This window comes from Calothrix sp. CBUCES-K 9914 (assembly GCF_059640475.1).
Genome location: NZ_JBXXZH010000142.1, coordinates 1 through 24,556, shown reverse-complemented (window position 1 = coordinate 24,556; position 24,556 = coordinate 1). Strand labels below are relative to the sequence as shown.

The 24,556-nt window shown below is 40.0% G+C and carries 27 protein-coding genes; 14 read left to right on the top strand and 13 right to left on the bottom strand.

Features of this window, described 5'->3' with window-relative positions; genetic code table 11:
* Positions 1-23 precede the first annotated feature (23 nt).
* From AC2JBO_RS27105 to AC2JBO_RS27090, 4 genes are all read right to left on the bottom strand, one after another.
* On the bottom strand, positions 24-242 hold the full coding sequence (locus AC2JBO_RS27105; protein WP_496956733.1) for a type II toxin-antitoxin system HicB family antitoxin: 219 nt from the start codon (positions 240-242) through the stop codon (positions 24-26).
* The gene (locus AC2JBO_RS27100; RefSeq protein ID WP_496956732.1) at positions 242-373 is read right to left on the bottom strand and encodes a hypothetical protein; all 132 of its coding nucleotides are present in this window, start codon (positions 371-373) and stop codon (positions 242-244) included. Before AC2JBO_RS27100 ends, AC2JBO_RS27105 begins: the two co-directional genes overlap by 1 nt.
* A gap of 138 nt (positions 374-511) precedes the next feature.
* Positions 512-853, bottom strand: coding sequence for a type II toxin-antitoxin system PemK/MazF family toxin (locus tag AC2JBO_RS27095; RefSeq protein ID WP_496956731.1), 342 nt, complete (start codon positions 851-853; stop codon positions 512-514).
* Positions 840-1,064, bottom strand: coding sequence for a ribbon-helix-helix domain-containing protein (locus AC2JBO_RS27090; RefSeq protein WP_496956730.1), 225 nt, complete (start codon positions 1,062-1,064; stop codon positions 840-842). The genes AC2JBO_RS27095 and AC2JBO_RS27090 overlap by 14 nt, the downstream gene beginning before the upstream one ends.
* Positions 1,065-1,284: 220 nt before the next feature.
* Between AC2JBO_RS27090 and AC2JBO_RS27085 the strand changes: the two genes are divergently transcribed.
* The 3 genes from AC2JBO_RS27085 (at position 1,285) to AC2JBO_RS27075 (ending at position 3,792) form a co-directional block, all read left to right on the top strand.
* Positions 1,285-1,704 (top strand): element excision factor XisH family protein, encoded by a 420-nt coding sequence (locus AC2JBO_RS27085; RefSeq protein ID WP_496956729.1) that lies wholly within the window; start codon positions 1,285-1,287, stop codon positions 1,702-1,704.
* Positions 1,689-2,027, top strand: a complete 339-nt coding sequence (locus AC2JBO_RS27080) for a XisI protein (protein WP_496956728.1) — start codon at positions 1,689-1,691, stop codon at positions 2,025-2,027. Before AC2JBO_RS27085 ends, AC2JBO_RS27080 begins: the two co-directional genes overlap by 16 nt.
* A 565-nt stretch (positions 2,028-2,592) precedes the next feature.
* Positions 2,593-3,792: a type I restriction endonuclease gene (locus tag AC2JBO_RS27075; protein ID WP_496956727.1), complete on the top strand. Its 1,200-nt coding sequence runs from the start codon at positions 2,593-2,595 to the stop codon at positions 3,790-3,792.
* 143 nt (positions 3,793-3,935) lie between these two features.
* Here the strand turns inward: AC2JBO_RS27075 and AC2JBO_RS27070 are convergent, their stop codons facing one another.
* From AC2JBO_RS27070 to ahcY, 4 genes are all read right to left on the bottom strand, one after another.
* Positions 3,936-4,154 carry a type II toxin-antitoxin system HicB family antitoxin gene (locus AC2JBO_RS27070; RefSeq protein ID WP_496956726.1) on the bottom strand — a complete coding sequence of 73 codons (219 nt, stop codon included), beginning with the start codon at positions 4,152-4,154 and terminating at the stop codon, positions 3,936-3,938.
* Positions 4,151-4,375, bottom strand: a complete 225-nt coding sequence (locus AC2JBO_RS27065; RefSeq protein WP_496956725.1) for a type II toxin-antitoxin system HicA family toxin — start codon at positions 4,373-4,375, stop codon at positions 4,151-4,153. Before AC2JBO_RS27065 ends, AC2JBO_RS27070 begins: the two co-directional genes overlap by 4 nt.
* A 65-nt stretch (positions 4,376-4,440) precedes the next feature.
* Positions 4,441-4,656, bottom strand: a complete 216-nt coding sequence (locus AC2JBO_RS27060) for a nuclease A inhibitor family protein (RefSeq protein ID WP_496956734.1) — start codon at positions 4,654-4,656, stop codon at positions 4,441-4,443.
* Positions 4,657-5,244: 588 nt separating this feature from the next.
* Entirely contained in the window at positions 5,245-6,522 is a 1,278-nt protein-coding gene (gene ahcY / locus AC2JBO_RS27055) for an adenosylhomocysteinase (RefSeq protein ID WP_496956724.1), read from the bottom strand.
* A 455-nt stretch (positions 6,523-6,977) separates the two neighbouring features.
* Here ahcY and AC2JBO_RS27050 point away from each other — a divergent pair, with 455 nt between their 5' ends.
* The 3 genes from AC2JBO_RS27050 to AC2JBO_RS27040 all read left to right on the top strand — a co-directional run bounded on the left by AC2JBO_RS27050 (position 6,978) and on the right by AC2JBO_RS27040 (position 9,860).
* On the top strand, positions 6,978-8,576 hold the full coding sequence (locus AC2JBO_RS27050; protein ID WP_496956723.1) for a mechanosensitive ion channel family protein: 1,599 nt from the start codon (positions 6,978-6,980) through the stop codon (positions 8,574-8,576).
* A 557-nt stretch (positions 8,577-9,133) separates the two neighbouring features.
* Complete coding sequence (locus AC2JBO_RS27045; protein WP_496956722.1) at positions 9,134-9,397, top strand: hypothetical protein; 264 nt, start codon at positions 9,134-9,136, stop codon at positions 9,395-9,397.
* Between the two features lie 91 nt (positions 9,398-9,488).
* Positions 9,489-9,860 carry a hypothetical protein gene (locus tag AC2JBO_RS27040; RefSeq protein ID WP_496956721.1) on the top strand — a complete coding sequence of 124 codons (372 nt, stop codon included), beginning with the start codon at positions 9,489-9,491 and terminating at the stop codon, positions 9,858-9,860.
* A gap of 78 nt (positions 9,861-9,938) precedes the next feature.
* On the opposite strand, the gene AC2JBO_RS27035 is transcribed toward AC2JBO_RS27040, so the two are convergent.
* From AC2JBO_RS27035 to AC2JBO_RS27015, 5 genes are all read right to left on the bottom strand, one after another.
* Entirely contained in the window at positions 9,939-10,334 is a 396-nt protein-coding gene (locus tag AC2JBO_RS27035) for a hypothetical protein (RefSeq protein ID WP_496956720.1), read from the bottom strand.
* Between the two features lie 7 nt (positions 10,335-10,341).
* Positions 10,342-11,478, bottom strand: coding sequence for a glycosyltransferase (locus tag AC2JBO_RS27030; protein ID WP_496956719.1), 1,137 nt, complete (start codon positions 11,476-11,478; stop codon positions 10,342-10,344).
* A 178-nt stretch (positions 11,479-11,656) separates the two neighbouring features.
* A complete protein-coding gene (locus tag AC2JBO_RS27025; RefSeq protein ID WP_496956718.1) occupies positions 11,657-12,790 on the bottom strand; it encodes a CO2 hydration protein in 1,134 nt (377 codons plus the stop codon).
* A 104-nt stretch (positions 12,791-12,894) separates the two neighbouring features.
* Complete coding sequence (locus tag AC2JBO_RS27020) at positions 12,895-14,379, bottom strand: NADH-quinone oxidoreductase subunit M (protein ID WP_496956717.1); 1,485 nt, start codon at positions 14,377-14,379, stop codon at positions 12,895-12,897.
* Between the two features lie 161 nt (positions 14,380-14,540).
* Positions 14,541-16,397: an NAD(P)H-quinone oxidoreductase subunit F gene (locus AC2JBO_RS27015; RefSeq protein WP_496956716.1), complete on the bottom strand. Its 1,857-nt coding sequence runs from the start codon at positions 16,395-16,397 to the stop codon at positions 14,541-14,543.
* Between the two features lie 654 nt (positions 16,398-17,051).
* Here AC2JBO_RS27015 and AC2JBO_RS27010 point away from each other — a divergent pair.
* The 8 genes from AC2JBO_RS27010 to AC2JBO_RS26975 form a co-directional block, all read left to right on the top strand.
* Positions 17,052-17,360 carry a carbon dioxide-concentrating mechanism protein CcmK gene (locus tag AC2JBO_RS27010; RefSeq protein WP_010995042.1) on the top strand — a complete coding sequence of 103 codons (309 nt, stop codon included), beginning with the start codon at positions 17,052-17,054 and terminating at the stop codon, positions 17,358-17,360.
* A 97-nt stretch (positions 17,361-17,457) separates the two neighbouring features.
* On the top strand, positions 17,458-17,802 hold the full coding sequence (locus AC2JBO_RS27005; RefSeq protein ID WP_019494518.1) for a carbon dioxide-concentrating mechanism protein CcmK: 345 nt from the start codon (positions 17,458-17,460) through the stop codon (positions 17,800-17,802).
* 23 nt (positions 17,803-17,825) lie between these two features.
* Positions 17,826-18,128, top strand: a complete 303-nt coding sequence (ccmL, locus tag AC2JBO_RS27000; protein ID WP_496956715.1) for a beta-carboxysome shell vertex protein CcmL — start codon at positions 17,826-17,828, stop codon at positions 18,126-18,128.
* A gap of 227 nt (positions 18,129-18,355) precedes the next feature.
* On the top strand, positions 18,356-20,116 hold the full coding sequence (gene ccmM / locus AC2JBO_RS26995) for a beta-carboxysome scaffolding protein CcmM (RefSeq protein ID WP_496956714.1): 1,761 nt from the start codon (positions 18,356-18,358) through the stop codon (positions 20,114-20,116).
* 108 nt (positions 20,117-20,224) lie between these two features.
* Positions 20,225-21,019 (top strand): beta-carboxysome scaffolding protein CcmN, encoded by a 795-nt coding sequence (ccmN, locus tag AC2JBO_RS26990; protein WP_496956713.1) that lies wholly within the window; start codon positions 20,225-20,227, stop codon positions 21,017-21,019.
* A gap of 123 nt (positions 21,020-21,142) precedes the next feature.
* Positions 21,143-21,913, top strand: coding sequence for a beta-carboxysome assembly protein CcmO (ccmO, locus tag AC2JBO_RS26985; protein ID WP_496956712.1), 771 nt, complete (start codon positions 21,143-21,145; stop codon positions 21,911-21,913).
* A 589-nt stretch (positions 21,914-22,502) separates the two neighbouring features.
* Positions 22,503-23,432, top strand: a complete 930-nt coding sequence (locus tag AC2JBO_RS26980) for a LysR family transcriptional regulator (RefSeq protein WP_496956711.1) — start codon at positions 22,503-22,505, stop codon at positions 23,430-23,432.
* A gap of 194 nt (positions 23,433-23,626) precedes the next feature.
* On the top strand, positions 23,627-24,556 hold a 930-nt coding region (locus tag AC2JBO_RS26975), incomplete at its 3' end, for a mucoidy inhibitor MuiA family protein (protein WP_496956710.1).

Sequence of the window (24,556 nt, the reverse complement as noted above, 5' to 3'; positions counted from 1 at the left end):
ATCATAATCGATATACAAAACCGTTAAGCAGCTTGAAGGGTAGAAGGCTTGGGAATAGGTTCACCTTCTGCTTCCCAAGCTTCCAAATATATTTCGATGACTTCTTCTCCATTACAAATGGCTTCTTCACGAGTTTTACCGTGGGTACAAGGGATAACAACGCGCTCGCTAAACTCTGGGATGGTAACTAGAAAAAGCTCATCTTCATCGCTCCACTGAAGAATCATACTATACCGATTCATTAATCTTTGTCCTCCTGTATATCTTGAAGTTCTGCTAGTAGTTTTTGTAACTCTTTTTCCAAGTAGCGTGGTACATCATCTCTATCTTTACCTGGAATTGTTAATGTTTTTTTAGCAAAGGATGGCGCCAACGTTCATGGCTACTTTTTCCGCGCTTTGGCAGATAAATAAACTCCTCATGCTCAATAGGAGGCTTTGAATTCTCGAATCTTTCTCGGCATAAGTGTTTGACATGATTGCCTATTCTCTCATAATATTAGTCGCACAAATTATAAACCGAGTCCCAAGTGTAATTTTAACGCAGCATCAACTAAAACCATCAACTCTTCGCTTAAACTACCCACAACCTCGCTAGTTATACGTTCTTTAGAAATTGTCCGTACTTGTTGCGCTTGTACTTTAGAAGGTCTAGATAAATTACTATCCTCTGAGGAAATTAAAACCTCAAATGGATAGACGCGCGTCACGTTAGAAGTCAACGGTAAAATTGTCACTGTGGTAGAAGCACGATTATTTGCATTATTGCTTACTATCAAGACCGGACGACGTTTGCCCATTTCTGAACCCACCACAGGACTAAGGTCAGCGTAAAAAATATCACCACGTCTCATCAGCTAATCCATCCGCGACTGTCACATCCCAAGCACTGTCAACCTCAGATGAAGCTAGTCGATAAGCTTCTTCTAGTTCTCGGTCTCGCAGTAATTCCAAAGCTTCTTCAATTACTTGAGAACGGGACTTACATCCTTTGCTCAGTTTATAGTTTTCAATAAACTCCACTAAGGATGGTGGCAAGGAAATAGATAATTTTTCTACATTCATGTTCATACTATTGGTAGCAAAACTCTTCCTACCAATATAGTAGCTTAGTTTTTGACCCTGAAGTCAAAACAGGTTAGCTACTATATCAACTTCAGCTTAAGAATTGGAAGCTCATGTTTTACGGCACTATGCTATTCTCCTACAGTGAAGTTAGCCAAGTGACCTTAACAAGCGTACAACTAAAGATAAATGTATATAATAATGAATATTTGAAACGTATATGCCAAGAAAAGATATCTACCATGATACATTTAAACTAGCTTTACAGAAAGCAGGCTGGACAGTTACCCGTGAGCAGTTCCCTCTTAAAATAGGTAATAAGCGTTTATCTATTGATTTAGGAGCAGAACGTTTAATTAGTGTGGAAAAAGGAATTAAAAAAATTCTTGTTGAAGTCAAGAGTTTCGTTGGTGAATCAGAAGTTAAGGATTTAGAGCAAGCTCTAGGGCAATACGTTTTATATCGTCAAGTTTTAAACGAGATAGGTGATAATAGAGAATTATACCTAGCCGTAACCGCAACAACTTTTAGTAGTGTGTTTAATATAGAGTTAGGACAAGTACTATTAAAGAACGAAATTATTAAACTAGTTGTATTCGATGACATAACGGAGGAAATAGTTCAATGGATACCAGATTGAAGTACCAAGAGATAATCAAAAAAATATTAATAGAAAACGCAGAATATCGCGCATCAATACCAGATTGCTATGATTCTCAAGTTATATTTGACGATGAGCGAGGGCGTTATTTAGTTTTAGATGTTGGTTGGGATAAACATAGTTACTTACACACGACTCCTATACATATTGATTTAATTGGTGACAAAGTTTGGATTCAATATGATGATACAGAGGAAGGTGTCGCCAACGATTTACTAGCAGCAGGTATTCCAAAAAGCGATATTGTACTTGGTTTCCGCAATCCGAGAGTCAGGGAATATACAGGTTTTGCGACGAGATAGTGTTTAGTATAAGTATTGTGTGGCGCCTTGTCAGAATTGGTGCCTGTAAATAAACTCCACTAGGATGGTGGCAAGGAACATAAATAATTTCTCTACGTTCATATTCCTACTAATGGTGGTAAAAGTCTTCCTACCAACATAGTAGCTTAGTTTTTAACCATAAAGTCGAAACAGGTTAGCTGGAGAATGATTGTGAGACGAAAGTGAGCTTACATCAGCAGTTGCAGCGTAAAAATTCGGCTTCTTCCTAAAATTAATGGTATTCTTGTACTGAAAATACGTATAAAAGCAGTAATATAACTGAAATTTTCTAAATAGTGTTAATGATGTCTTTAAATGGGGAATATTTAGATTAGAACAATTTTTTCAAATTAAAGTTCTACTAATCATGACACAGCAAAATGTTTCGGAGCTTGCAAAGCAGGGCAATGGTGTAGTACAAAAATATATCCTGGCTATATTTTTTCTTGGTTAGAATTGACACAATCATTTTAGGCATTTAAGTTTCTCTCTAAATGCCTAAAAATTAATGTACTTGTATTTAAATTATATATTAAGGTTGAAAATGGCATTTACAGAAGATATTGCTAAGTTGTCAGAAAGAGTCCGTAATAGAGCAGAACAAGTTGTAGGAGAAGAAGCGACAAAAATGGCGCTCATTGTACCTTTTTTAAGCACTCTTGGTTATGATGTTTATGACCCAAGTGAAGTTAAACCTGAATATATAGCAGATTTTGCTATTAGAAAAGCAGGACAGTTTGAGAAAGTCGATTATGCAATAGCCATTAACGGTAGTATTGTAATGCTTGTAGAAGCAAAAGCTCGTGGACAAAAAGCTGAAGCTCATGATGGTCAGCTTAGTCGTTATTTCAATGGTCTTATAACAACTAAGGTTGCTATAGTAACCAATGGTATTGAGTATCGTTTCTTTACAGACTTGCGTGACAAAAATGTCATGGACAAGGAGCCGTTTTTCACTTTTAATATTCTTGAGTACGATAATAAAGATATAGAGAATCTAAAGTTATTCCATAGAGATAATTTTGATGTAGCATCGATTAACCAGTATGCTGAAGAAATGGTGTATGTCAAAGGAATGACTCAGCTAGTCGGTCATCTTCTACGTTCTCCATCTGAAGAATTTATTCGCTTTTTAGTGGGTGAACTAGGTAAAGTGGCGCCTAACTATCAGGTACAAGGTAAAATTACCAATAAAGTGATTGAAAAGTTTAAACCGATTGTTAAAAAATCTATTCAAGGCAGTTTAGTCGAATTAATGACACGCTCATTAAGTCAAGAGATTATTCAATTGAGCGAAACCACAAACACAGAAGAAACTCAAGAATTAGACACTTCGGAAATAAATAATGCTACAGTTACCGAAGAATCGAAAATTATAACAACAGAAGAAGAACTTAGAGCTTTTGATAAAATTAGGAGTATTGTCACTACCTCCAAAAATTATCAGAATGATATATACTATAAAGATACAGAATCTTATTTTAGTATTCATCTTGGTAAAACGACTTGGTGGTTTCTCCGTTTTTACTTGTCTTCTTCTAAAAAAACATTTATTGCTCGATTAAGTCCAGAAGAAGCAAAATCTGTAACACCAGAATTTGCAATTCAAGAAGTACCTTCTTCAGCATCAGAAGTTATATCCAAAATTACTATTTCTTCTGTAGACGACTTGGATAAATTATCACAAGTTATCATTAAATCCTATGAAGCAGAAGCTTCTAAGCACTCACTTCAGAAAGTATAAGGAGCATGTTGGGTTACAGTAGGTTGATAGACGCGGTTAGGTTGCAAGTAAGTGATAAAACTGTTACCGTAGAAGAAGTAAAATTACTTTGTGTTATTGGTTACTATTGCTACTTAACCGCATTTATTTATCTTTGTTACTTGTTAAGCTAACTGAAGTGTAGAAGGTTCGGGGATAGGTTCACCTTCTGTTTGCCAAGCTTCTAAATACATTTCGATTACTTCTTCTCCGTTACTAATGGCTTCTTCACGAGTTTTACCGTGGGTACAAGGCATAACGACACGCTCACTAAACTCTGGAATAGTAACTAGAAAAAGCTCATCTTCATCACTCCACTGAATAACCATACTATATCGATTCATGAGTCTTCGTCCTCTCGCATTTCTTGAAGTTCAGCTAATAGTTTTTCTAACTCTTTCTCTAGATAGCGTGGCACATCATCTCCATCTTTACCAGGAATAGTTAATGTTTTTCTAAGTAAAGTATGTCGCCAACGCTCGTGACTACCTTTTCCGCGTTTTGGTAGATAAATAAACCCCTCACGCTGAATCTCAGCTTTAAATTCTCGAATCTTTCTCGGCATAAGTCTTTTTAACTCTTGCCTATTTTATCATAATATAAGTGAGATTAATTTATATAATTTTTTAATTACGGATTTAGTTTAACATCTATCAATACTCCAGCTAAATCACCCTCTTGTGTGTATCCAAGAACATATATATTAAATTCGGTATTAGAATTGGCGCCGATAGCATACACTACTAAGTCATTTAAAAACAATTCTAACCAATGGTATAAATTTCTAAAATCTTCGTTTTTAGGATATTCTGGAAGTGAATATTCCTCACGTGTTCCCCTATCTATTTCATATTCAATGCCAGTGTCTTCATCATAATATGAGCTTGGGGTGCCGCAGTAATTATTAATATATTCTACTATGTCACATAATCCAGGGCTAAATTCTATTGCAAGGTTTTGGATGCCATTAAATTCCTGAGTGATTAAAAAGTTTACTGATGCTAATACCTTTTCTAAAACCTCCTCTGCAAAAAAGTTTTTGGTTAAATTAAAATATTTTTAAATTACATGTTTATAAATCATAACAGCCTTGTCTGATAAGCTTATATTTTGCACCTTGAAGTACAAACTACAAGATAAATAATATATAATAGCTAAAAGAACAATGATTTCTTAGTCCTCTTTTAGAGGACTTGCGCTATTAGCATAGGGGTTTTTAACCCTATGCTATGCGGGTAGGAACGAAGACAATAATTTACAAATACTATATATATTATTATAATGTCCAGCTTAATTCATGTTGTGTATATGTTGGGTTCCGCTGTCGCTCCACCCAACCTACGCATAATAAAAGGATGAGCAAGTGCCCATCCTTAAAATCATGCATTGTAGAGACGCGATTAATCGCGTCTCTATATTTATGTGGTTTATGAATTATGTTCCTGATGTCCAGGAGTTGGTGTATTCAATTTGGTCGGGGGTGAGGGTGTCTACGGTGATACCCATTGCTTGTAGTTTCAACCGCGCGATTTCTTTGTCTACGTCAGCGGGGATGGAATGGATACCTGGTTGCAGTTTACCTTTGTTTTTAACTAGGTATTCGGCGCCCATTGCTTGGTTAGCGAAGCTCATATCCATTACAGCGCTGGGGTGTCCTTCTGCTGCTGCTAGGTTGACTAAGCGACCTTCTCCTAATACAACTACTGATTTGCCGCTGGTAAGTTTGTATTCTTGGGTGAAAGGACGAACGTCTTTAATTTCTCTTGCTTTGTTTGCAAGTGATTTGAGGTCTATTTCGATGTCGAAGTGACCGGAGTTACAAACAATGGCGCCATCTTTCATAGCGTCGAAGTGTTCGCCACGAATAACGTGTTTGTTACCTGTTACGGTGATGAATAAGTCACCTATAGGCGCCGCTTGTGCCATTGGTAGAACACGGAAACCGTCCATTACAGCTTCAATTGCTTTTACTGGGTCGATTTCTGTAACAACTACGTTTGCTCCAAGTCCAGAAGCACGTTGTGCTGTACCTTTACCGCACCAACCGTAACCTGCGACTACTACTGTTTTACCAGCTAGTAATACGTTGGTCGCGCGGATGATACCGTCTAAGGTGGATTGGCCTGTACCGTAACGGTTATCGAAGAAATGCTTTGTGTCAGCGTCGTTGACGTTCATTGCTGGGAAAGTAAGAACGCCATCTTTTAACATCGCTTGTAAACGTACAATACCTGTGGTGGTTTCTTCTGTGGTACCAATCAGGTCAGCGATTTGATGGGGACGCTGTTGAATTAATGTTGCTACTACGTCACAACCGTCATCAATGATGATGTTTGGACGGTGGTCTAGTGCGATTTGTACGTGACGACTATAGGTTGCTTCATCTTCGCCTTTAATAGCGAAAACAGGAATACCATAATCTTCAACTAAGCTCGCTGCTACGTCGTCTTGTGTTGAAAGTGGGTTACTAGCAATTAAAATTGCATCGGCGCCACCTGCTTTTAAGGCAATTGCCAAATGTGCTGTTTCGGTGGTTACGTGACAACAAGCCGAAATACGAATACCAGCGAAAGGCTTCTCTTTTTCAAAACGGTCGCGAATTTGTTTGAGAACTGGCATTTCACGTCCAGCCCACTCAATGCGCTGTCTTCCCAAGGAAGCTAGGGCGAGGTCTTTAACCTCGTGCTTTAGTCGGGGAGATGTTGCAGTCATTAAATAATTCCTCAATTTAATGTGAAAATGCGGCGTATTAATTACGCTCTCTACTAGGGTAGTCCATGATTGAGAAAGTTAGTAGTACTTTACTTTTTCAGTCGATGGCTTCCATGCACTAGCTTGCCGTTTGATGGTCGTATTGTCAATGTTATCTATACTTCTTTTTCATAACTTTAACTTTTGTGACCGTAAATATACTGAGATTGCAATACTGCGTAGACTTTGAATTTGATCCCCCCAACCACCTTTGATAAGGCAGGCTAAAAACCTCTTAAAGTTCCCCTTATTAAGGGCGATTTAGGGGGATTAACTACTTCACTTTGCTTCTAAAAGTTTTTTTCTTTCTAAAGGTTAATGATGTTAAGGCTTGTTATGAGTATATTTACTAAAGTTAATGGAGCATCGTTCACAAGCAAGGGCATACTCCATAACTCGTTAATCAAGGAGTAGTAATGCGGTTTAGATTTTTGGCAGTCGCTAGTTCAATCGCTGTTGTAACTTTTTTTACTGTACCAAAAGCTACAGGTCAAATCAATTTGTTACCTAATTTACTAACTCCTATTAGCTCGAATGATGACTTTGAAAATAGAATCGTTAATGGCTGGGTTTATTTAGATGGTCGTCGCTTATTTCAATTAGCAGCAACTAGAGCGACGCTTGTAGATAGGTTAGAAAATGTCCAGCAAAATCTTTTCGGAGTTAGTCGCGGTTATTTTGAGTCATCCGCAACAGAAGCAAAGGTGGAATATCGGACTCTAAATGGTTTGCCTGTAATATACGTCAACAACCGCTACTTAATGACGATTACTTCTAATGATGCAGAGTTACTACAGGTAGATTTACAAACGGCAGCAAATCAAATTACTCAAATATTGCGCGATGAATTGATACAGGCAAAGCAGGAACGCTCAAGAGATTTTTTAATTCAGCAGGGTTTAATTGCAGTAGGAATAGGCGCCAGTGTTATTATTGTCAGTTGGGCTATTCATTGCTGGGAATGTCGTTTAAAAAGGAAAGCTTTACAGTCAACTATACCAGCACCAACCGAGGCGCCGATATCTACACAACTAAAGCAACAACAACATAAAAATATCAAAGAAGTTAGGCGCCGACTTTTTCAGTTAGCACATACAGGAGTATGGGGAAGTGGCGCCTTTGTTATTTTAGGCTTATTTCCGTACACACGAATGTTGCAGGTAATTATTCTGAGAGCCGCACAAATTCCTTTTGCATTAGGTATTGTTGCACTAGGTACTTATGTGGCGATTCGTTTAAGTTATGCTTTAATAGACCGCTTTACTTCGGTAATAGTTAGCAGTGGTTTATTAAACCCAGAAACTCCTGAACGCTTACAATTACGTGTTTCTACTATATCTGGCGTCACCAAAAGTATTATCACAATTATTTGGGTAGGAGTTGGGATTCTCCTGACTTTAATTTCTTTTGGTATTAATATTGTTCCTTTACTAGCAGGTGTTAGCTTAGTTGGCGTCGCAGTGTCCCTCGCTTCACAAAATCTCATTAAAGACGCAATTAATGGCTTTCTGATTATTCTCGAAGACCAGTATGCTTTGGGTGATGTCATTGCGTTAAACAATGTAAGTGGTCTAGTCGAAAATATAAACCTGCGTATTACTCAGATACGTGACGCAGAAGGTCGTTTAATTACTATCCCTAACGGCGAAATTAAAATCGTTGCCAATCTTTCCAGTCGTTGGTCGCGCGCGGACTTAAGTGTCCCTGTTGCCTACAACACCGATATTAGCCAAGCTTTAAAATTAATCGAAACTGTGGCAGTAGACATGGACTTAGACCCAGCATGGCAAGCACAAATTATTGAAACTCCTAAAGTCTTAGGTGTCGATAACTTTGGCGAACGTGGTCTAATTATCCGTGTGTGGATTAAAACCCAGCCACTTAAACAATGGGATGTTGCCAGAGAATTTAGGCGCCGTCTCAAAATAGCCTTTGATAAAGCAGGAATTTTTATCCCCATTCCACAACAAGCTGTTTGGATCAATGATGCTCAAACACCCAACGGCAATCACTAAAACACAAATTTACACCGAAAAATAATTCCTCAAAACCTACACACCAAGGTATTTTTGTACTATAATAGAGGAGTAGTGATTATAAAGCTTAAAAACAGCCAAAAGCTTTGTAGCAACTGCATTCACAAGCTCAAAGACAAGAGTGAAGCGAGGGTTAGTCCGGTCAACAACTTCGGTATAAAGACATAAAACTTTTAGCCTAGCTGGAAGTTCGCAGTTTTTATAATTAGTTGACCAGGTTAAGTTCTTAAATGAACTACGTTATCAGCAAGTGTTAAAGTTCCTACTCCGGGATGCGTAGCCAGTTCCGTGACTCTAGAACCAAGTGGTTAAACATTCGTATCGAAGTTAAGAAAGTGCCACTTGGATAGTACCGACTGATAACTTTGCCGAGGCTAACATTACTTCGAGTAGGGAAGGCATTCTCCGGCATTACAGGAGAGGATTGAGTACTACTCCTCTACTCAATCACCCTGAAAAGGGGAAAAGCAAAAATTGCGCGTTGCGTTTTTTCCCCTTGGACTGAAGATGCAAACACACATCTCAATGAATTTTTTATGATAAAGCACTATATTCTTAGCCTCAATCCGATAGCCAAGCACGAATGGGATAGATGTATATTACGCGACCCGTTAACTGCTAAACGTCCGGATATAGCCAAATTAATCGCCGATGCAGTTGGCGACAAAGCAGGAAGTTATTTAGTTAGCGTCAATATAGACGTGCAGGTTTTAGAACAAGCAAATGCCCCCCAGGTAGAACAATTAACTATAAACCTTGCAGAAGTCACCGAAAAACCACAACTACGCGAAGCAGCATAATACAGTGCTGAGTAGAAAGTGCGCTCGTGCTTAGTTGGCACTTCTAATTCTACTCAGCACTCAGCCCTCATTACTTTTTACTTTTATTTATATGATGCAACTTACTCATTATCCATCTGCTATTGCTCAAGCATTTCAAAGATTAAACGAGATTGACTCACAGTTAATGGCTGTACAATTACAAATTAACCGTTTTGAAGGTGCCGCCGATCGAATTTCCTCATTCGATATGGACATGAAAAACGATGCTCAACGCAAAGCACGCCGCTTTGAAGTATTGCTCGTAAATCCAGAGTATCAAAAAGCACTTGATGCTCAAATTCGGCTAGTAACAGAAAAAGCGAATGCTCTCGCACATTTAGAGTATCTACGAAATCAATTTAGCGTTGCCAAGCTAGAAGCACGTTTAAAGATAACACAGCAACTTACCGATTTAGAATCGCGCGAGTTCGTTGGTTTGTAAAACTTTAAATCAAATTACCTAGATATTTAGATTCCCGACTTCGCCGAGTCGGGAACTTTTGCATTTAGTAGTGATAAACTATAATATTGTTACACTTTCTGTCTCGGAGTTAAGTAAACCAGACATATCTAAAATACGATTACTCCAGGAAGCGCTTGTAGCAATAACTAGAGCAATTTCATCTGGTTTAGAGATAATTGCAGACCAACGTTGTTGCCAAGAAAGCACTAATTGATGTAACTGAATAAATTCTGAGGTATGTACTTCTTGTTTTATAAGTAGTGATAAGTAAAGTAAACTTTCGCTAAGTATAATTGGAACACCAAAGCGCGCGGACTCAATTTCCGAACACCAAGCTTTGATACGTGCAAAACACGATGCAAGTTCCCCTAACTGATAGGGACGTGTTTGCGTCCTTCTATATAAAATTATAAGAGGCGGGCAGGGATGCCCGCTCCACAAGAACAAGAGCAAGGATGAATTATATTTTACTTAGTGCTTGGGCAATTTGCTGGTTGATTATTTCTACATCGAATTTGGAACGCGCGCTACGAAGTGCATTTTCTGCTAATATGGCGGTTTTTGATGGTTCTTTGACGCAGTTAGTAATAATTTGTGCAAGTTGTTGGGGTTCTCCTGGTGTTACGAGATAGCCATTTACATTATTTTCTACTATTTCTATGGCGCCACCTGCATTTGCAGCAACTACTGGTTTTCCACATAGCATTGCTTCAACTATAACTCTACCAAATGGTTCGGCGGCAATTGAAGTGTGTGCTACTAAGTCACATGCTGACATTAGTTGAGGTATGTCAGAACGGAAACCTAGAAAATTGACGCGGTTTTGAAGTTGCAGTTTTTCTACTTGTTCGTGTAGTTGTTTGACGTATTCTTGTTCACCAAACAATGCATCACCTACTAAAAGAACTGCAACTTGTGAAGGGGACTGTGCTATTGCTTCTATTAATATATGTTGTCCTTTCCACGGTGATAAACGGCTAAAGTGTCCAATTACAAATTTATCTTCGAGTTCTAATTCTTGACGAAGTTGTTTTATTTGAGTTTCGTTGGCTTGATATGATGTTGAGTCAAAGCCGTTATATATTACATCTACTATATCCGCGCGTCCTCCTGCTGCAATAAAAGCAGTTTTACTAGCTTCCGAGTTTGCTATAATAATGCGCGCAAAACGGTTTGCTAGGGTAACGGCAATAGTACGGTTTGTTTTGCTGAAGTGTTCGGGAGATAATATGTCGTGAAGATGATACACTAATGGGCGCCCACTGAAAAAACTGGCAATGGCGCCGATAACGAGTGCTTTTTGCGTGTTAGCATAAATTAAATCATAGTCACGAGCAATTTTTGCAACTTTGTTAATTAAGGGTAATAGTTGAGCTAAACTTCCTAAACCTTGTAATAAAGTACTTTCTTTACGAACTTGAATCGCTTGGTTTGTAAGAATTTTTACAGGTATTTGATTTTTTTCAAGCAAGTCGCGAAATGAGCCGTCAGCGAATAACCCTACTAAGCAATTGTGACGATATGGTTTAGCTATATCTATTAAACATAATTCGGCACCGCCCGGTTTGCCACTTTGGTCTAAAAATAATATTTTCATATATAGGTAAAAGGCACGAGTATGTCGTGCCCTTACAATATCTTATTGTTTTACTGAGTTGTAATCAGTTACAAAATTTAAATGAAAAATTTACAGTAAAAAAATATTCTCCGTAGGATAGGCGTCTCGCCTGTCCTACAATATAGGCACGGACAGGCGGTTAGCTATCCTACGGTTTTTACTCTTTGTTTACGTCTATTAAACGAGAATTTTGCAACCTATCGAGCCATTTTTTGAAATAAACTTGGTTTGCCATTTGCTCATCCGGGTTTTGCGTATCGGCAGGATGAGGCATTAGTCCCAAAATTGTTGCACTCGTTACACAAAACATTGATTTTTGGAAACTTATACAAATTTGTACCCGCAGGTCATCTTCTCCTCTAAGACTTTTACGGTATTTTTCGTGGAGGTATTCAGGTAAGAAGTGCCGCATGTCCTGCATTAACAATGTTGGAGGAATACCGGCGCCACCTATGGGTAAAGGGTCTGCATATAAGGCGCCGTATTGAAAACGCGCTTGGTCGGCAGGTATTTGATAAGCTTGAGCGTTGTAAGAAACAGTACCAGGGAAAGGTGTTCCTCTGAAGAAAACTGCTTCAACATAGGGTATGGCTGTATCTGCTAAAAATGTTAAACCTAATGATTTAGGAAGAATGCTGTACTTTTTGCCTTTTATTTTGACTGAGTAAGTAATTGGCTTGCTAGCATCAAATACTAAACCGTCTTTAACATGCTTTACCACATCTGAAATTGTTTTAATCATTCCCATGTCATAATAGTCAGACAAGGAAAGAAAAATATCAGCCATGACGCGCCAAAATTGTCCCAACCCACTATAATACGCAGAAACGCGCAATTGTTCGGTTAGAAAATCTGGAAATAAGGTGTTTAAACCTAAAACCAAAGGGTTATTTTGAAATTTTGCTTGAATGACAGCGTTCGCTCGCTCTTGATACTCTGGTGTATCTAAATAACTATCCAAACCACCACCACCGTGCCAATACATTGCTTTCATGCAATATTCAGCGTATTCAAAGTTGATACGGTCGTGCCACCAATGACGAAATAGTTTTTTTCTATTAATATCACCGTTAAAGTATTTAAAGAAAGGAAAAAATACTAAAAATTGGTTTTCAGCTATGTAAATTAAGTTTTTAGAATATTCATCTAAAACTACACCGTAACTTTTGAGTATACCAACGACTTCCATTACATTTTCTGGTGTATCTGGAAGTAAACTCTCACCACTTTGTAATCTTTTAACATATTCAGCTAAAGGATAATTATCGAGTTTGTTTGTTGCTGTTACCATAGCTTTTCAAAAAAGGGGTAAGGTGTAGGGTGCGTGACGCGATCAACAATTTTTAAACAAAGCTAACCATTTGGTAGCGTCACGCACCTCACGGTCAGAAAGCATTAATCTTTAGTAATGGTTGCGACTACGTTTTGGGTGTTAACCATTGCAGTAGTAGTTGGTTCTGTCCAGTGTATTAACCATGAAGGTTGAATACCGAAAATGAGAATCAAAACTGCTAGCACAAAAGCTGGAAGTCGATCACTCCAGTAAACTCGTGGTAAATTCATTACTTGTGTAGATAATCTACCGAAGAACGCGCGGTTCATTAAAATCAGGAAGTAAACAGCTGTTAAACCTGTCCCAATCATTGATAATAAAGTTTGTATGGGGAATACAGCGAAACTTCCGCGAAAGATAATAAATTCGGAAATAAAGCCTACCATTCCGGGTATTCCAGAACTTGCCATTATCCCTATAACCATTAAGGTGCCAATTACTGGCATTCCACGTTCAGGGTTGAAGAGTCCTTTAACTACATCTAAGTCACGACTACCTGCTTTTTCATAAACAACCCCCACAAGCAAGAACAGTAATGCTGATATTAAACCGTGGCTTATCATTTGCAATACTGTTCCCAAAATACTCAATGGTGTTGCAGCAGCAGCGGCTAGCATTATATAACCCATGTGTCCAACTGAACTGTAGGCCACCATTTTCTTCATATCTTTCTGAGCTATGGCACAGGATGAACCGTATAAAACGCTTACTACTGCCCATGTCGCTAAAAACGGCGCCAGTGCTGTCCAAGCATCAGGCAACAAGTTCATCCCAAACCGCAGTAAGCCATAAGTACCTAGCTTTAATAATACTCCTGCTAGTAGTAATGATACTGGTGTCGAAGCTTCAACGTGAGCATCGGGTAGCCAAGTATGAAAAGGTACTAAAGGCATTTTGATACCAAAGCCGATTAAAATTCCTACCAGTAAAATGATTTGCGTTACGAGCGGTAAAGTCGTTGTATTTAAGCTATCAAGCGCAAAACTGTGAGAACCACCCAGCAGCACCATGCCAAGGAAACTTGCTAAAATCAAAATTCCTGATATAGCTGTGTATATCAAAAATTTAGTTGCTGCATAACCTCGACGTTGACCACCCCAAATTGCGATTAATAAATATAGGGGAATTAATTCAATTTCGTAAAACAGGAAAAACAACAGCAAGTCTTGCGATAAGAAGGCACCTGTAACTCCAATATTTAGCAATAAGAGTAGCGCATAATAAAATCGCGGTCGATTTATAGATTCATTAGTGCTGTAAATCGCAATGCACGTCAGCAGCGCGTTCAAAACTAACAGTGGTAAAGACAGCCCGTCTATACCAAGATTATAGTTCAAACCTAATGCATCTATCCAGGGAAAAGACTCAGCAAACTGCTGTGAGACATTGTGCGGATTGAATAAAACCGCTAAAAGAAGCGTCCACACAAAAGCAACGCTAGCAAAACCTAAAGCTATTTTTCGTGAAAGTTTTGGCGCCATTTCAATGGGCAAGAACCCAATTAATGCAGCACCGATGAAAGGTAATAGAAGTAAAACAGTGAGCATAATTAAAGTAGAAAGTGCTGAGTTCTGAGTGCTGAGTAGTGAGTTCTGAGTGCTGAGTACTAAGTGAAATTAACAATCGAGAGTTATAATCAAGAGTCAAAAGTTATAATCAAATAATTAATTATGACACTCAGCACTCAGCACTTAGCACTCATTACTTCTTAAAACGGTAGGTTATTAAGAAGACCTAATGACCAGCTAATGAAGAAACCTAATAGGCTAACTCCAATCATGATGGTCAGCATGTAACCTTGTGATTGACCGGATACGCTGTATTTCAAACCCTGTCCACTAAGTATTGCAGCAAACCCAACTAAGTTAACTAACCCATCAATGATGTAGCGGTCACTCCATGCTGATATTTTTGAAAGTATTGCTACTAAACTAACTATCGTTGATTTGTATATACGGTCGATGTAAAAGTCATACCCTAACAAGTCTTGTACGAATCGCCATGTCAGTACAGTTGAACGTGACCATGCTTTGTGTAGGTGAATTGTTGAGCCGATTAGTACTCCGAATGCGGTAGATGATACCAGTAACGATAATACTGTTAGATTTATACTTTCCCACGCTGGGAGTAAGTACCATTGTTGAAGCATTAATGGTACTAGTAAATTCAGTATTGTTAACGAAACCATTGGTACTGCCATTTGCCAGCCAACTTCCGGCGCCCGTCGGGTTTTCTGTTGCGGTTTACCCCAGAATACTAATCGAAACACTCGCGTCAAATTTAATGCAGTCAATCCATTGACCAACACTAATACTACAACTACCCACGGTGAAATAGTCGCTAAACCGTCTGCCCAAGATAGCATTGCCCAAAAACTACCAAGTGGCAACATCGTCACCATACTTGCCGCACCAACTACAAATGCCGTCGTTGTTGCTGGCATTCTTGACCATAGCCCACCCATTTCGGTTAAATCTTGGCTGCTGGTTGTGAAAATTACTGAACCAGAACTCATAAATAACAGCGCTTTGGCTATCGCATGAGTTAATAGCAGCATTAGCGCAACACCACCCTGTTCCATACCAACAGCTAAGAACACTAACCCCATATACGCACTCGTTGAATGGGACAACGCGCGTTTTATATCAGTTTGGGCAATTGAAACGAGTGTTGCACCAATTGCTGTCACTAAACCCATGACAACTAATGCATTTAATGCTATAGGTGAAAGCGCTAGTACTGGCTGAAGCTTGTAAAGTAAATAGGCGCCACCAGCAACAACCATCGAGTTTCGTAAGACCGATGCGGGGTTGGGACCTTCCATCGCTTCATCAAGCCAAAGGTGTAAGGGAAATTGCGCGCACTTACCCGCAGGCCCAGCAATTAAAGCTAGCCCTAGTAAAGTTGATACCACAGGAGATAGCTCTGCCGTTTGTGCCCACTCGTACAAGTCCGAAAAATTTAAACTGCCCGCCATTACAGAAAGCGTTACAACTGCCATTAAAAGTAGCAAGTCTCCAACCCGCTTCGTCCAAAACGCATCACGCGCGGCAGTTACAACGAGCGGTTGTGCGTACCAAAAGCCAACAAGTAGATACGTTGATAATGTCAAAACTTCCAAAAGCGCGTAACTTAAAAATAGTGAATCACTAATTGCTAAACCACTTAACGCTGCTTCAAAAAATCCCATTAAGGCAAAAAAACGCGCCAATGACCAGTCTTTTTCCATGTACCCTAGGGCATAAATTTGGGCGAGCAAACTTAACCAAGTAATTAATACTGATGCTCCAAGACTAATAGTCGAAATTTCAATTGCAAACGTTAAATCAAAATCCGCAGCTTTGAACCAAGTTATAAGCAAACTTTGCTGCTCACCGTTCCAAATCTCTCTAAAAATAAGTAAGCTGTGAACAAAAGCTAGCACCGTCATCAGCAAATTGAAATATGCCGCAGGTCTTGGGCCTGTGCGTCTCACTAATCCTATTGCCCAAGGTAGCGTTAATACCGCTCCACTTAAGCCATAGAAAGGAACGCACCAACTAGTTGATAGTAGAAATTGATTCATTTAAACTTCCTGACTTTTTTACCTTTATCTTTAACAATGCATCGCCAATGAAACTAAGTTAACTAAAAGCTATGTTCTAAAATTGTGTTCAATGGATGAATTATCTGAAATAGCTTGTTATTACTTAGATTTTGCCGGATTTATGTCAAAAATACTACTATGCTTCGCATAAATAAACATTTATCTTTCCGCGCTACAACTCAACAGAGCTAGGATTTTTCAAATAATAGAAACCTAACTTACATATCTCATAAATAACGCTTATACTTAGAATAAAAAATTACTAAGGGTTTGAATAAACAGCAAAAATTAGCACGAGTAAGCGACATGTACGTTACTCGGCTACCTCCTCACGGTAGATTTGCCACATCCACAGGACTAGTTAAGCTAACAATATAAAGAAATTATAATTCAGTTGGGACGGTTGATGGAATCCGTAGTCTGTGAAGACTCGAAATATACTCTATATAAGTAAGTTAAGTTTTTTAAAACCATTTTATTATAAAGTATTATAGTGATTTATCTTGTCAGGGGTGCCAACCTTTTCTATGCTTAAGAACGAGAGTGCTTTTTTAAGTGGGGTAAAATAAGCACCCCCGTCGAAAATTTCATCCATGTACAGAGTTGCGTAAATTTTTGTAGGAGTCAAGAGAAGTGCCAATTGCAGTTGGAATGATTGAAACTAAGGGTTTTCCGGCGGTTGTAGAGGCTGCGGATGCGATGGTTAAGGCTGCACGTGTAACCTTAGTTGGATACGAGAAAATCGGTAGCGCGCGCGTTACTGTGATAGTACGAGGTGACGTATCAGAAGTTCAAGCTTCGGTAGCCGCTGGAATTGAAGCCGCGCGTCGTGTCAACGGTGGTGAAGTTGTATCCACACACATTATTGCACGCCCACATGAGAACCTAGAGTATGTACTACCGATTCGGTACACCGAAGCGGTCGAACAATTCCGAACTTAGTTGATTTTGGGATGAAAGGATTTTGTCATCCAAAATCCTTTTATCCCATGCGCGTTAATTTTCACAACGTTATTCATAGACGGTTAAGGATAAAAAAATGTCAATTGCAGTCGGAATGGTAGAAACACTGGGGTTTCCAGCAGTAGTAGAAGCTGCTGATGCGATGGTAAAAGCCGCGCGTGTAACTTTGGTTGGATATGAGAAAATTGGAAGCGGACGTGTAACGGTAATAGTCCGTGGAGATGTATCGGAAGTGCAAGCCTCTGTAGCAGCAGGCGTTGAAAATGTGAAGCGCGTTAATGGTGGACAAGTTTTGTCTACACACATTATTGCTCGTCCTCACGAAAACTTAGAGTACGTTTTACCTATTCGCTATACCGAAGATGTAGAACAGTTCCGCGAAAACGTTAACGCTATTCGTCCTTTCGGAAGAAGACCATAGTTAAATAGTCCTTTCTACTCATAATGCAAATAGCCAAGGTTCGCGGCACAGTAGTTAGTACCCAAAAAGACCCAAGTCTTCGAGGTGTGAAACTACTGTTGTTACAATTTGTTGACGAAGATGGACAACTCTTGCAATCGTATGAAGTGGCTTCTGATAGCGTTGGTGCAGGAGTTGATGAGTGGGTACTAGTTAGTCGAGGTAGTGCCGCACGTCAAATTCAAGGTTCCCAAGAGCGTCCTTTAGATGCAGCAGTTATTGCGATCATCGACACAGTTCATGTCGAAGACCGCGTTATCTATAGCAAAAAAGACCAATATCGATAAGACAAATCAAGTTAGGAGTATAAAGTGCTGAGTGCTGAGTGCTGAGTGAGCCGTGCTAGTTAGGAGTTAAGATTTAGGTGTTAGGTGTTAAAAGCTTATTGACTTGCAACTTATAACTCATAATTCAGAACTGTATAATTAATAACTCATAACTCGTATAGACGTGATGAATCACGTCTCTACTCATAACTTACAACTCATAGCTCAATTTTTGGAGGCACAAAGTAATGGCAGTCCGCAGTGTGTTGGAGGCGGCACCCCCAACCCCGTGGTCAAGGAATCTGGCTGAACCAAACATCGATGCAACGGCGTTTGTACATTCCTTTTCTCATATCATCGGGGACGTAGAAATAGGCGCCAACGTAATTATTGCACCAGGTACTTCGGTTCGAGCCGACGAAGGGACACCATTTTATATAGGCGAAAATACGAATCTCCAAGATGGTGTAGTTATACACGGCTTGGCACAAGGTCGCGTAATTGGCGACAACAAAAAAGAGTATTCAGTATGGGTAGGAAAAGATACCTGTATTACCCACATGGCACTGATTCACGGGCCTTGCTATGTAGGAAATAATTGTTTTATAGGTTTTCGTTCAACGGTATTCAACGCCAGAATTGGGGACGGTTGTATCATAATGATGCACGCGCTGATTCAGGACGTAGAAATTCCGCCAGGTAAGTATGTACCATCTGGTGCAATAATTACTAGCCAGCAGCAAGCTGACCGTCTGCCAGATGTGCAGGGTACTGATAAAGAGTTTGCACACCATGTAGTTGGTATCAATCAAGCTCTGCGTGCTGGTTATATTTGTGCTGCGGACAACAAGTGTATCGCGTCGATTCGGAATGAGTCAGCAAAGTCTCACTCGGATCAAAATAACGGTTTTAGTTTTGCTTTTGAGGGGAATAAAGAGGTGTTAGGTAATAGATTGGGTGCCGAAACAGTAGAACAGTTACGCTACTTGTTGGAGCAGGGATTTAAGATTGGAACCGAGCATGTAGACCAGCGTCGTTTTCGCACTGGTTCATGGGCTTCTTGTCAGCCGATTGAGGCGCGTTCGCTTTCTGATGCGATTGCTGCATTAGAGTCGTGTTTAGTCGAACACAGCGGTGAGTACGTTCGTTTGTTTGGTATTGATAAGGGTAAACGGCGAGTTCTGGAGACAATAATTCAGCGTCCTGACGGTGTAGTAGCACCTATAGCAACAACGACTGGATTTAAGGCGCCTTCTAGCAATAGCTACGGTAGCAGTAATCATAGTTATGCTAGCAATGTTAGTAATACTTACGGTTCAGCAAGCTCCAGTTACAGCAACGGTAACAGTAACGGTAGCGGTCGAATCAGTAGTGAAACTGTTGAACAAATTCGTTCGCTACTTGCAGGTGGATATCGAATTGGTACTGAACATGTAGATGAAAGACGTTTTCGTACAGGTTCTTGGCAAAGTTGTCAACCGATAGAATCAACTTCTGCAAACGATGTCATTTCTGCCTTAGAAGATTGCATGGTCAATCACCAAGGTGAGTACGTGCGTCTGATTGGTATTGATGCCAAAGCAAAGCGTCGCGTCCTTGAAACAATAATTCAGCGTCCTAACGGTTCAACTGCACCAAGCAGTAATGGCGCCACGAAGTCGTTTGCAGCTAAAGAACCAGCTAGTTCAAGTTATGCTCCGAGCTATTCTTCTTCACAGTCACGGAGCAACTCGTCAAGTGGAAGCGCGCGCTTAAGTCCAGAGGTTATGGATCACCTGCGTCAACTAACTGCTGGTGGGTATAAAATTAGCGCTGAACACGTAGACCAACGCCGTTTCCGTACAGGTTCGTGGCAAAGCTGTGGTCAAATTCAGGCAAAATCAGAACGCGATGCAGCAGCTGCACTCGAAGGATTCCTTTCCGAATACCCAGGTGAGTACGTGCGCTTAATTGGTATTGACCCCGTAGCAAAGCGCCGCATCCTAGAATTAATCATCCAACGTCCATAATAGTGCTGAGTAGAAAGTGCTGAGTGTTGGCTATAAATCAAGTTGCACTCAGCACTCAGCACTCATCACTCAGCACTCATCACTTATTAATTTTGGTAACGATTTTTTATGTCAGTGCCGCCACTGCTGCGTCTTGGCAGTAGCTTTGAATCTTATATTGGTGGCGAGGTGATAGTTCATCCAAGCGCAGTCATTGCACCTGGTGTGATACTCTTTGCAGCTCCAAATAGCAAAATTATTATCGGTGCTGGGGTATGTATTGGTATGGGTTCAATAATCCAAGTTGATACTGGTATCCTTGAAATTGAAGCTGGAGCAAGCTTGGGCGCCGGTTTTTTGATGGTTGGTTCCGGTAAAATCGGTGCCAATGCCTGTATTGGTGCAGCAACAACTGTTTTCAATTGTTCGGTTTCTTCTGGACAAGTTGTGGCGCCAGGTTCAATGTTAGGAGATAAAGGTCGCAACACTATTGATATTGAAACTGCCACCCCTACTCAGTCTAACCCCACTGAAAGCAGAACATCTACACAACAGGAGCAAGAAATAACACAACTTCCACCTGAAGACGACCTATGGGCGCCTAATACTAATAACAGTAGTAGCTACAATAACTACAGTCAAAATGGATATAATTCTTCGGGTAGAATAAAGCAGCCAATTACTGGTTTGAGTTCAACTTCACCAGATTTGAACCCAAGTACGGTTCCACCACAGACAAACGATAGCGTCCGTTCCGTTGCCCAAGCATCAGATAGTTCTATCCAGCAGACGCCTAACCTTGACCCAAATAGTCTTGGTACTCATATTTCTGGACAAACAAGTATCCAGCGACTGCTAGTCACTTTATTTCCCCATCGGCAAGCATTAAATAAACCTTTGCTAGATGACGACGAGTCGGAATAAGTGTTACTTGTTAAGTAAGTAGTTATTATTATTCTTAACATCGACCTAAAATCGACCAATTAATTTGTTACCAATGACACCTACTTACTTAATTATCAAGTCGAGTATCCCGGAGAAATAAAGATGGAGGCATATAATCAACGCTCGATTGGCACAAATCAGGCATCGCCTCGACGAGATTTACTCAAGGATACAGCCTTGGGAATGGTATCAACACGCAGTTTCCCAGCTATCGTTGGTACAGCGGATATGATGCTAAAGTCGGCTGGTGTACATTTAATTGGTTATGAAAAAATCGGTGATGGTCACTGCACTGCTGTTATCCGAGGTGGAATAGCCGATATTCGTCTCGCTGTTCAAAGCGGTGAAGATACTGCTAAACAATTCAATGAATTTGTATCCAGTTTAGTTATTCCCCGTCCTTTTCCTAACTTAGAAGTTATATTGCCAATTAATAGTCGTTTGAGTCAGCTTGCACAGGAAAGTTCCTACAGTCGCTTAAGTAATCTTGCTATTGGTCTCGTCGAAACGCGCGGTTTTCCCGCACTAGTTGGCGCCGCTGATGCGATGCTCAAAGCTGCTGATGTTCAATTAGCTGCTTATGAGAAAATTGGGGCTGGGTTGTGTACCGCAATAATTCGCGGTTCAGTAGCAAATGTCGCTGTTGCCGTCGAAGCTGGAATGAATGAAGCTGAACGTATTGGTGAACTCAATGCAGTAATGATTATTCCTCGACCACTCGATGAACTCGAACAAACACTGCCTGTTGCTTCTTGTTGGGTCGAACAACGTCAGCCTATCAACATACCACTTAATATCAGACAGCCAGTTGCAGAAACCGAAGACTTGCCCGACCTAGCAAAACTTCCAATGAAAATCACCGAAGAATTGTAAAGACTACGGGCACCTACATATTATTACCGTGTAAAAAAAACGTTGTACACACCTAGTAGATTCGAGGTCAGTACAACGCTTGCATACTATCCCCCAAGATTGATTCCTTTCAGGTGTGCAACGTTACACACAGAGTTCCTGGGCGGGTTCACTCAAATTCAATTTCTTTGAATTTAGAAAGTGATATTCCGTCGAGGTTGCTGTGGCTGGAAGGCATCTTACGCTTTACTTGTTTTTTGATAATAACCGTTCTATTTCATAAATGAAATACCAATATTTTGATAAATTGCATAAATTAAAATCTATAATAAATTTAATATTATATATGAACATCATATATAAATATCATAGACCTCTATCTATGGTTAGAAAAAACTCAGATTTGTCGTGGTTCTTCTGCACTATTTATTAGTGTTCTGTGATACTAGAGTTATATAGTGATGTCAATTGAGCTGTAAGATTACTCGATATGGTTGTTAAATGGTTAATTGAAAGATTAGTCACGCTGACAACCTGAGTAATTATGCTTTCTCAATCCGGAATTGCTACTTGCTATATCGTATGAATTGCTATTAGAGGAGAACAACCTTTGAACCAAGCGACCCTACACCAGTTAAAGGTGTTCGAGGCAGCGGCACGTCATGGCAGCTTTACCCGCGCCGCTGAAGAATTGTTTTTGACGCAGCCGACTGTTTCAATGCAAATTAAGCAGCTCACTAAGTCGGTTGGGTTGCCGCTATTTGAGCAGGTTGGTAAACGTCTGTATTTGACTGAGGCAGGAAGGGAATTATTTGCAACTTGCCGTCAAATTTTTGAGACCATAGCCCAGTTTGAGATGAAGGTCGCAGACCTAAAAGGACTAAAGCAAGGGCAATTACGCTTGGCTGTGATTACAACTGCGAAGTATTTTATACCGCGCCTACTCGGACCATTTTGTCAATTGTACCCAGGTATAGATATTGCATTGCAGGTGACAAATCACGAAGGTATTCTCGAACGCATGAGCGCGAATATGGATGATTTGTATATTCTTAGCCAAGTACCTGAACATCTTGATGTCAATTATCAAGCGTTTTTGGAAAATCCGATGGTTGTTGTGGCGCCCCAGAATCATCGGCTTGCTTTAGAAAAAAACATTTCCATCCAGCAGTTAGAGGACGAACCGTTTATCATGCGTGAACCTGGTTCGGGTACTCGTCGTGCGATCCAGAAGCTATTTGACGAATATGGTATCACCGTGAAAGTCAAGCTAGAGTTAGGAAGTAACGAAGCCATCAAACAAGCAATTGCAGGTGGTTTAGGAATATCAGTGCTATCACGTCACACCTTACTACCATCAGTCGGAGATTTGACGATTTTGGATGTCGAACATTTCCCCATCAAACGTGATTGGTATATGGTTTATCCCAATGGTAAACAGCTTTCGATTGTCGCGCGCACTTATTGCGAGTACATGCTGGATGCTGCTAAACAGTTTGGTGAAAAAGCTGCTGGAGTTTATGCCGAAGTCGAAAGGTAGAAGTTCGCTTTGGTTTTTCCTAAACTATAAGTACGCACTTTCAATACAGTTGCGGATGGCGCCACTTTTTTCTGCATAAAGGCGATAATCGTTTTTATGTAGAGAAGCAAAAAATAGGAACGTCATCCAAGCACTGTGGAATAACTGTGGAATAACAGAAAAACTGGAAGTTACTTACCAGCGAGGAAATATTAGTGGTTAATTCTGAGGCGCCTTCGTCAAGCAAAATTGTAGAAACTGAGATAACTGATGTTACAGTTTATACAAATAAAGCTTTAGTTATACGTCGAGGAATCATTGAACTATCGGGAGAGGAGCGCGAATTAGTTATTAGTCATGTACCAGTTACACTTGACCCCGAATCAGTACGAGTAGGTGGTCGAGGTCGAGTTGCGGTACGTGTTGGTACTGTAAACGTCGAACATCAATACAATTTAGAACCGCAAGAAGCGCGCGTTGCCCAAATTACGACTCATATTGAGCAGCTAGAATCAGAAATGAGTTATTTGCAAGCGCAAATCGACGGTTTATCACTGCAAGCGCGATTTATTGAAGGATTGCGGGAAAAAACAGAAAGACCGTTTGCTCAAAGTTTATCGCGTAAAAATCTTAGTCTTAGTGAAACTCTAGATTTTGTCAATTTTCTTGGCAGTCAATATACTGAGTATGGCATCGCTACAAGAGACAGCCAAAACCGGAAACAAGAAATTGATAAAGAATTACAAGCTTTAAAACAGCAACTTCGACAAATTCAAACGCCGCAACATGCAGAAAGTTTTAAACTTACAGTAGACATTGAGCCTGTGGGTGCTGGAGAATTTGAGATTGAAGTAACTTATATAGTTGAGCGTGCTGCGTGGAAACCTTTGTATGACGTGCGCGTTAATAGTACTGCTAAAACTCTTAACCTTAGTTATTTAGCCGAAGTTACACAAAACACAGGTGAAGATTGGAATAATGTGGTGCTAACCTTATCGACAGCGAAACCAGGACTTGGGACACTGCCACCAAAATTAGAACCTTGGTACATAGGAATACTCGAACCACCACCAGTTCCTAGTCCAGCAATGATGCAGGAGAGTGCTAGACGAGTACGACGGCGCCGTGGCTACAGTTCAGAATTT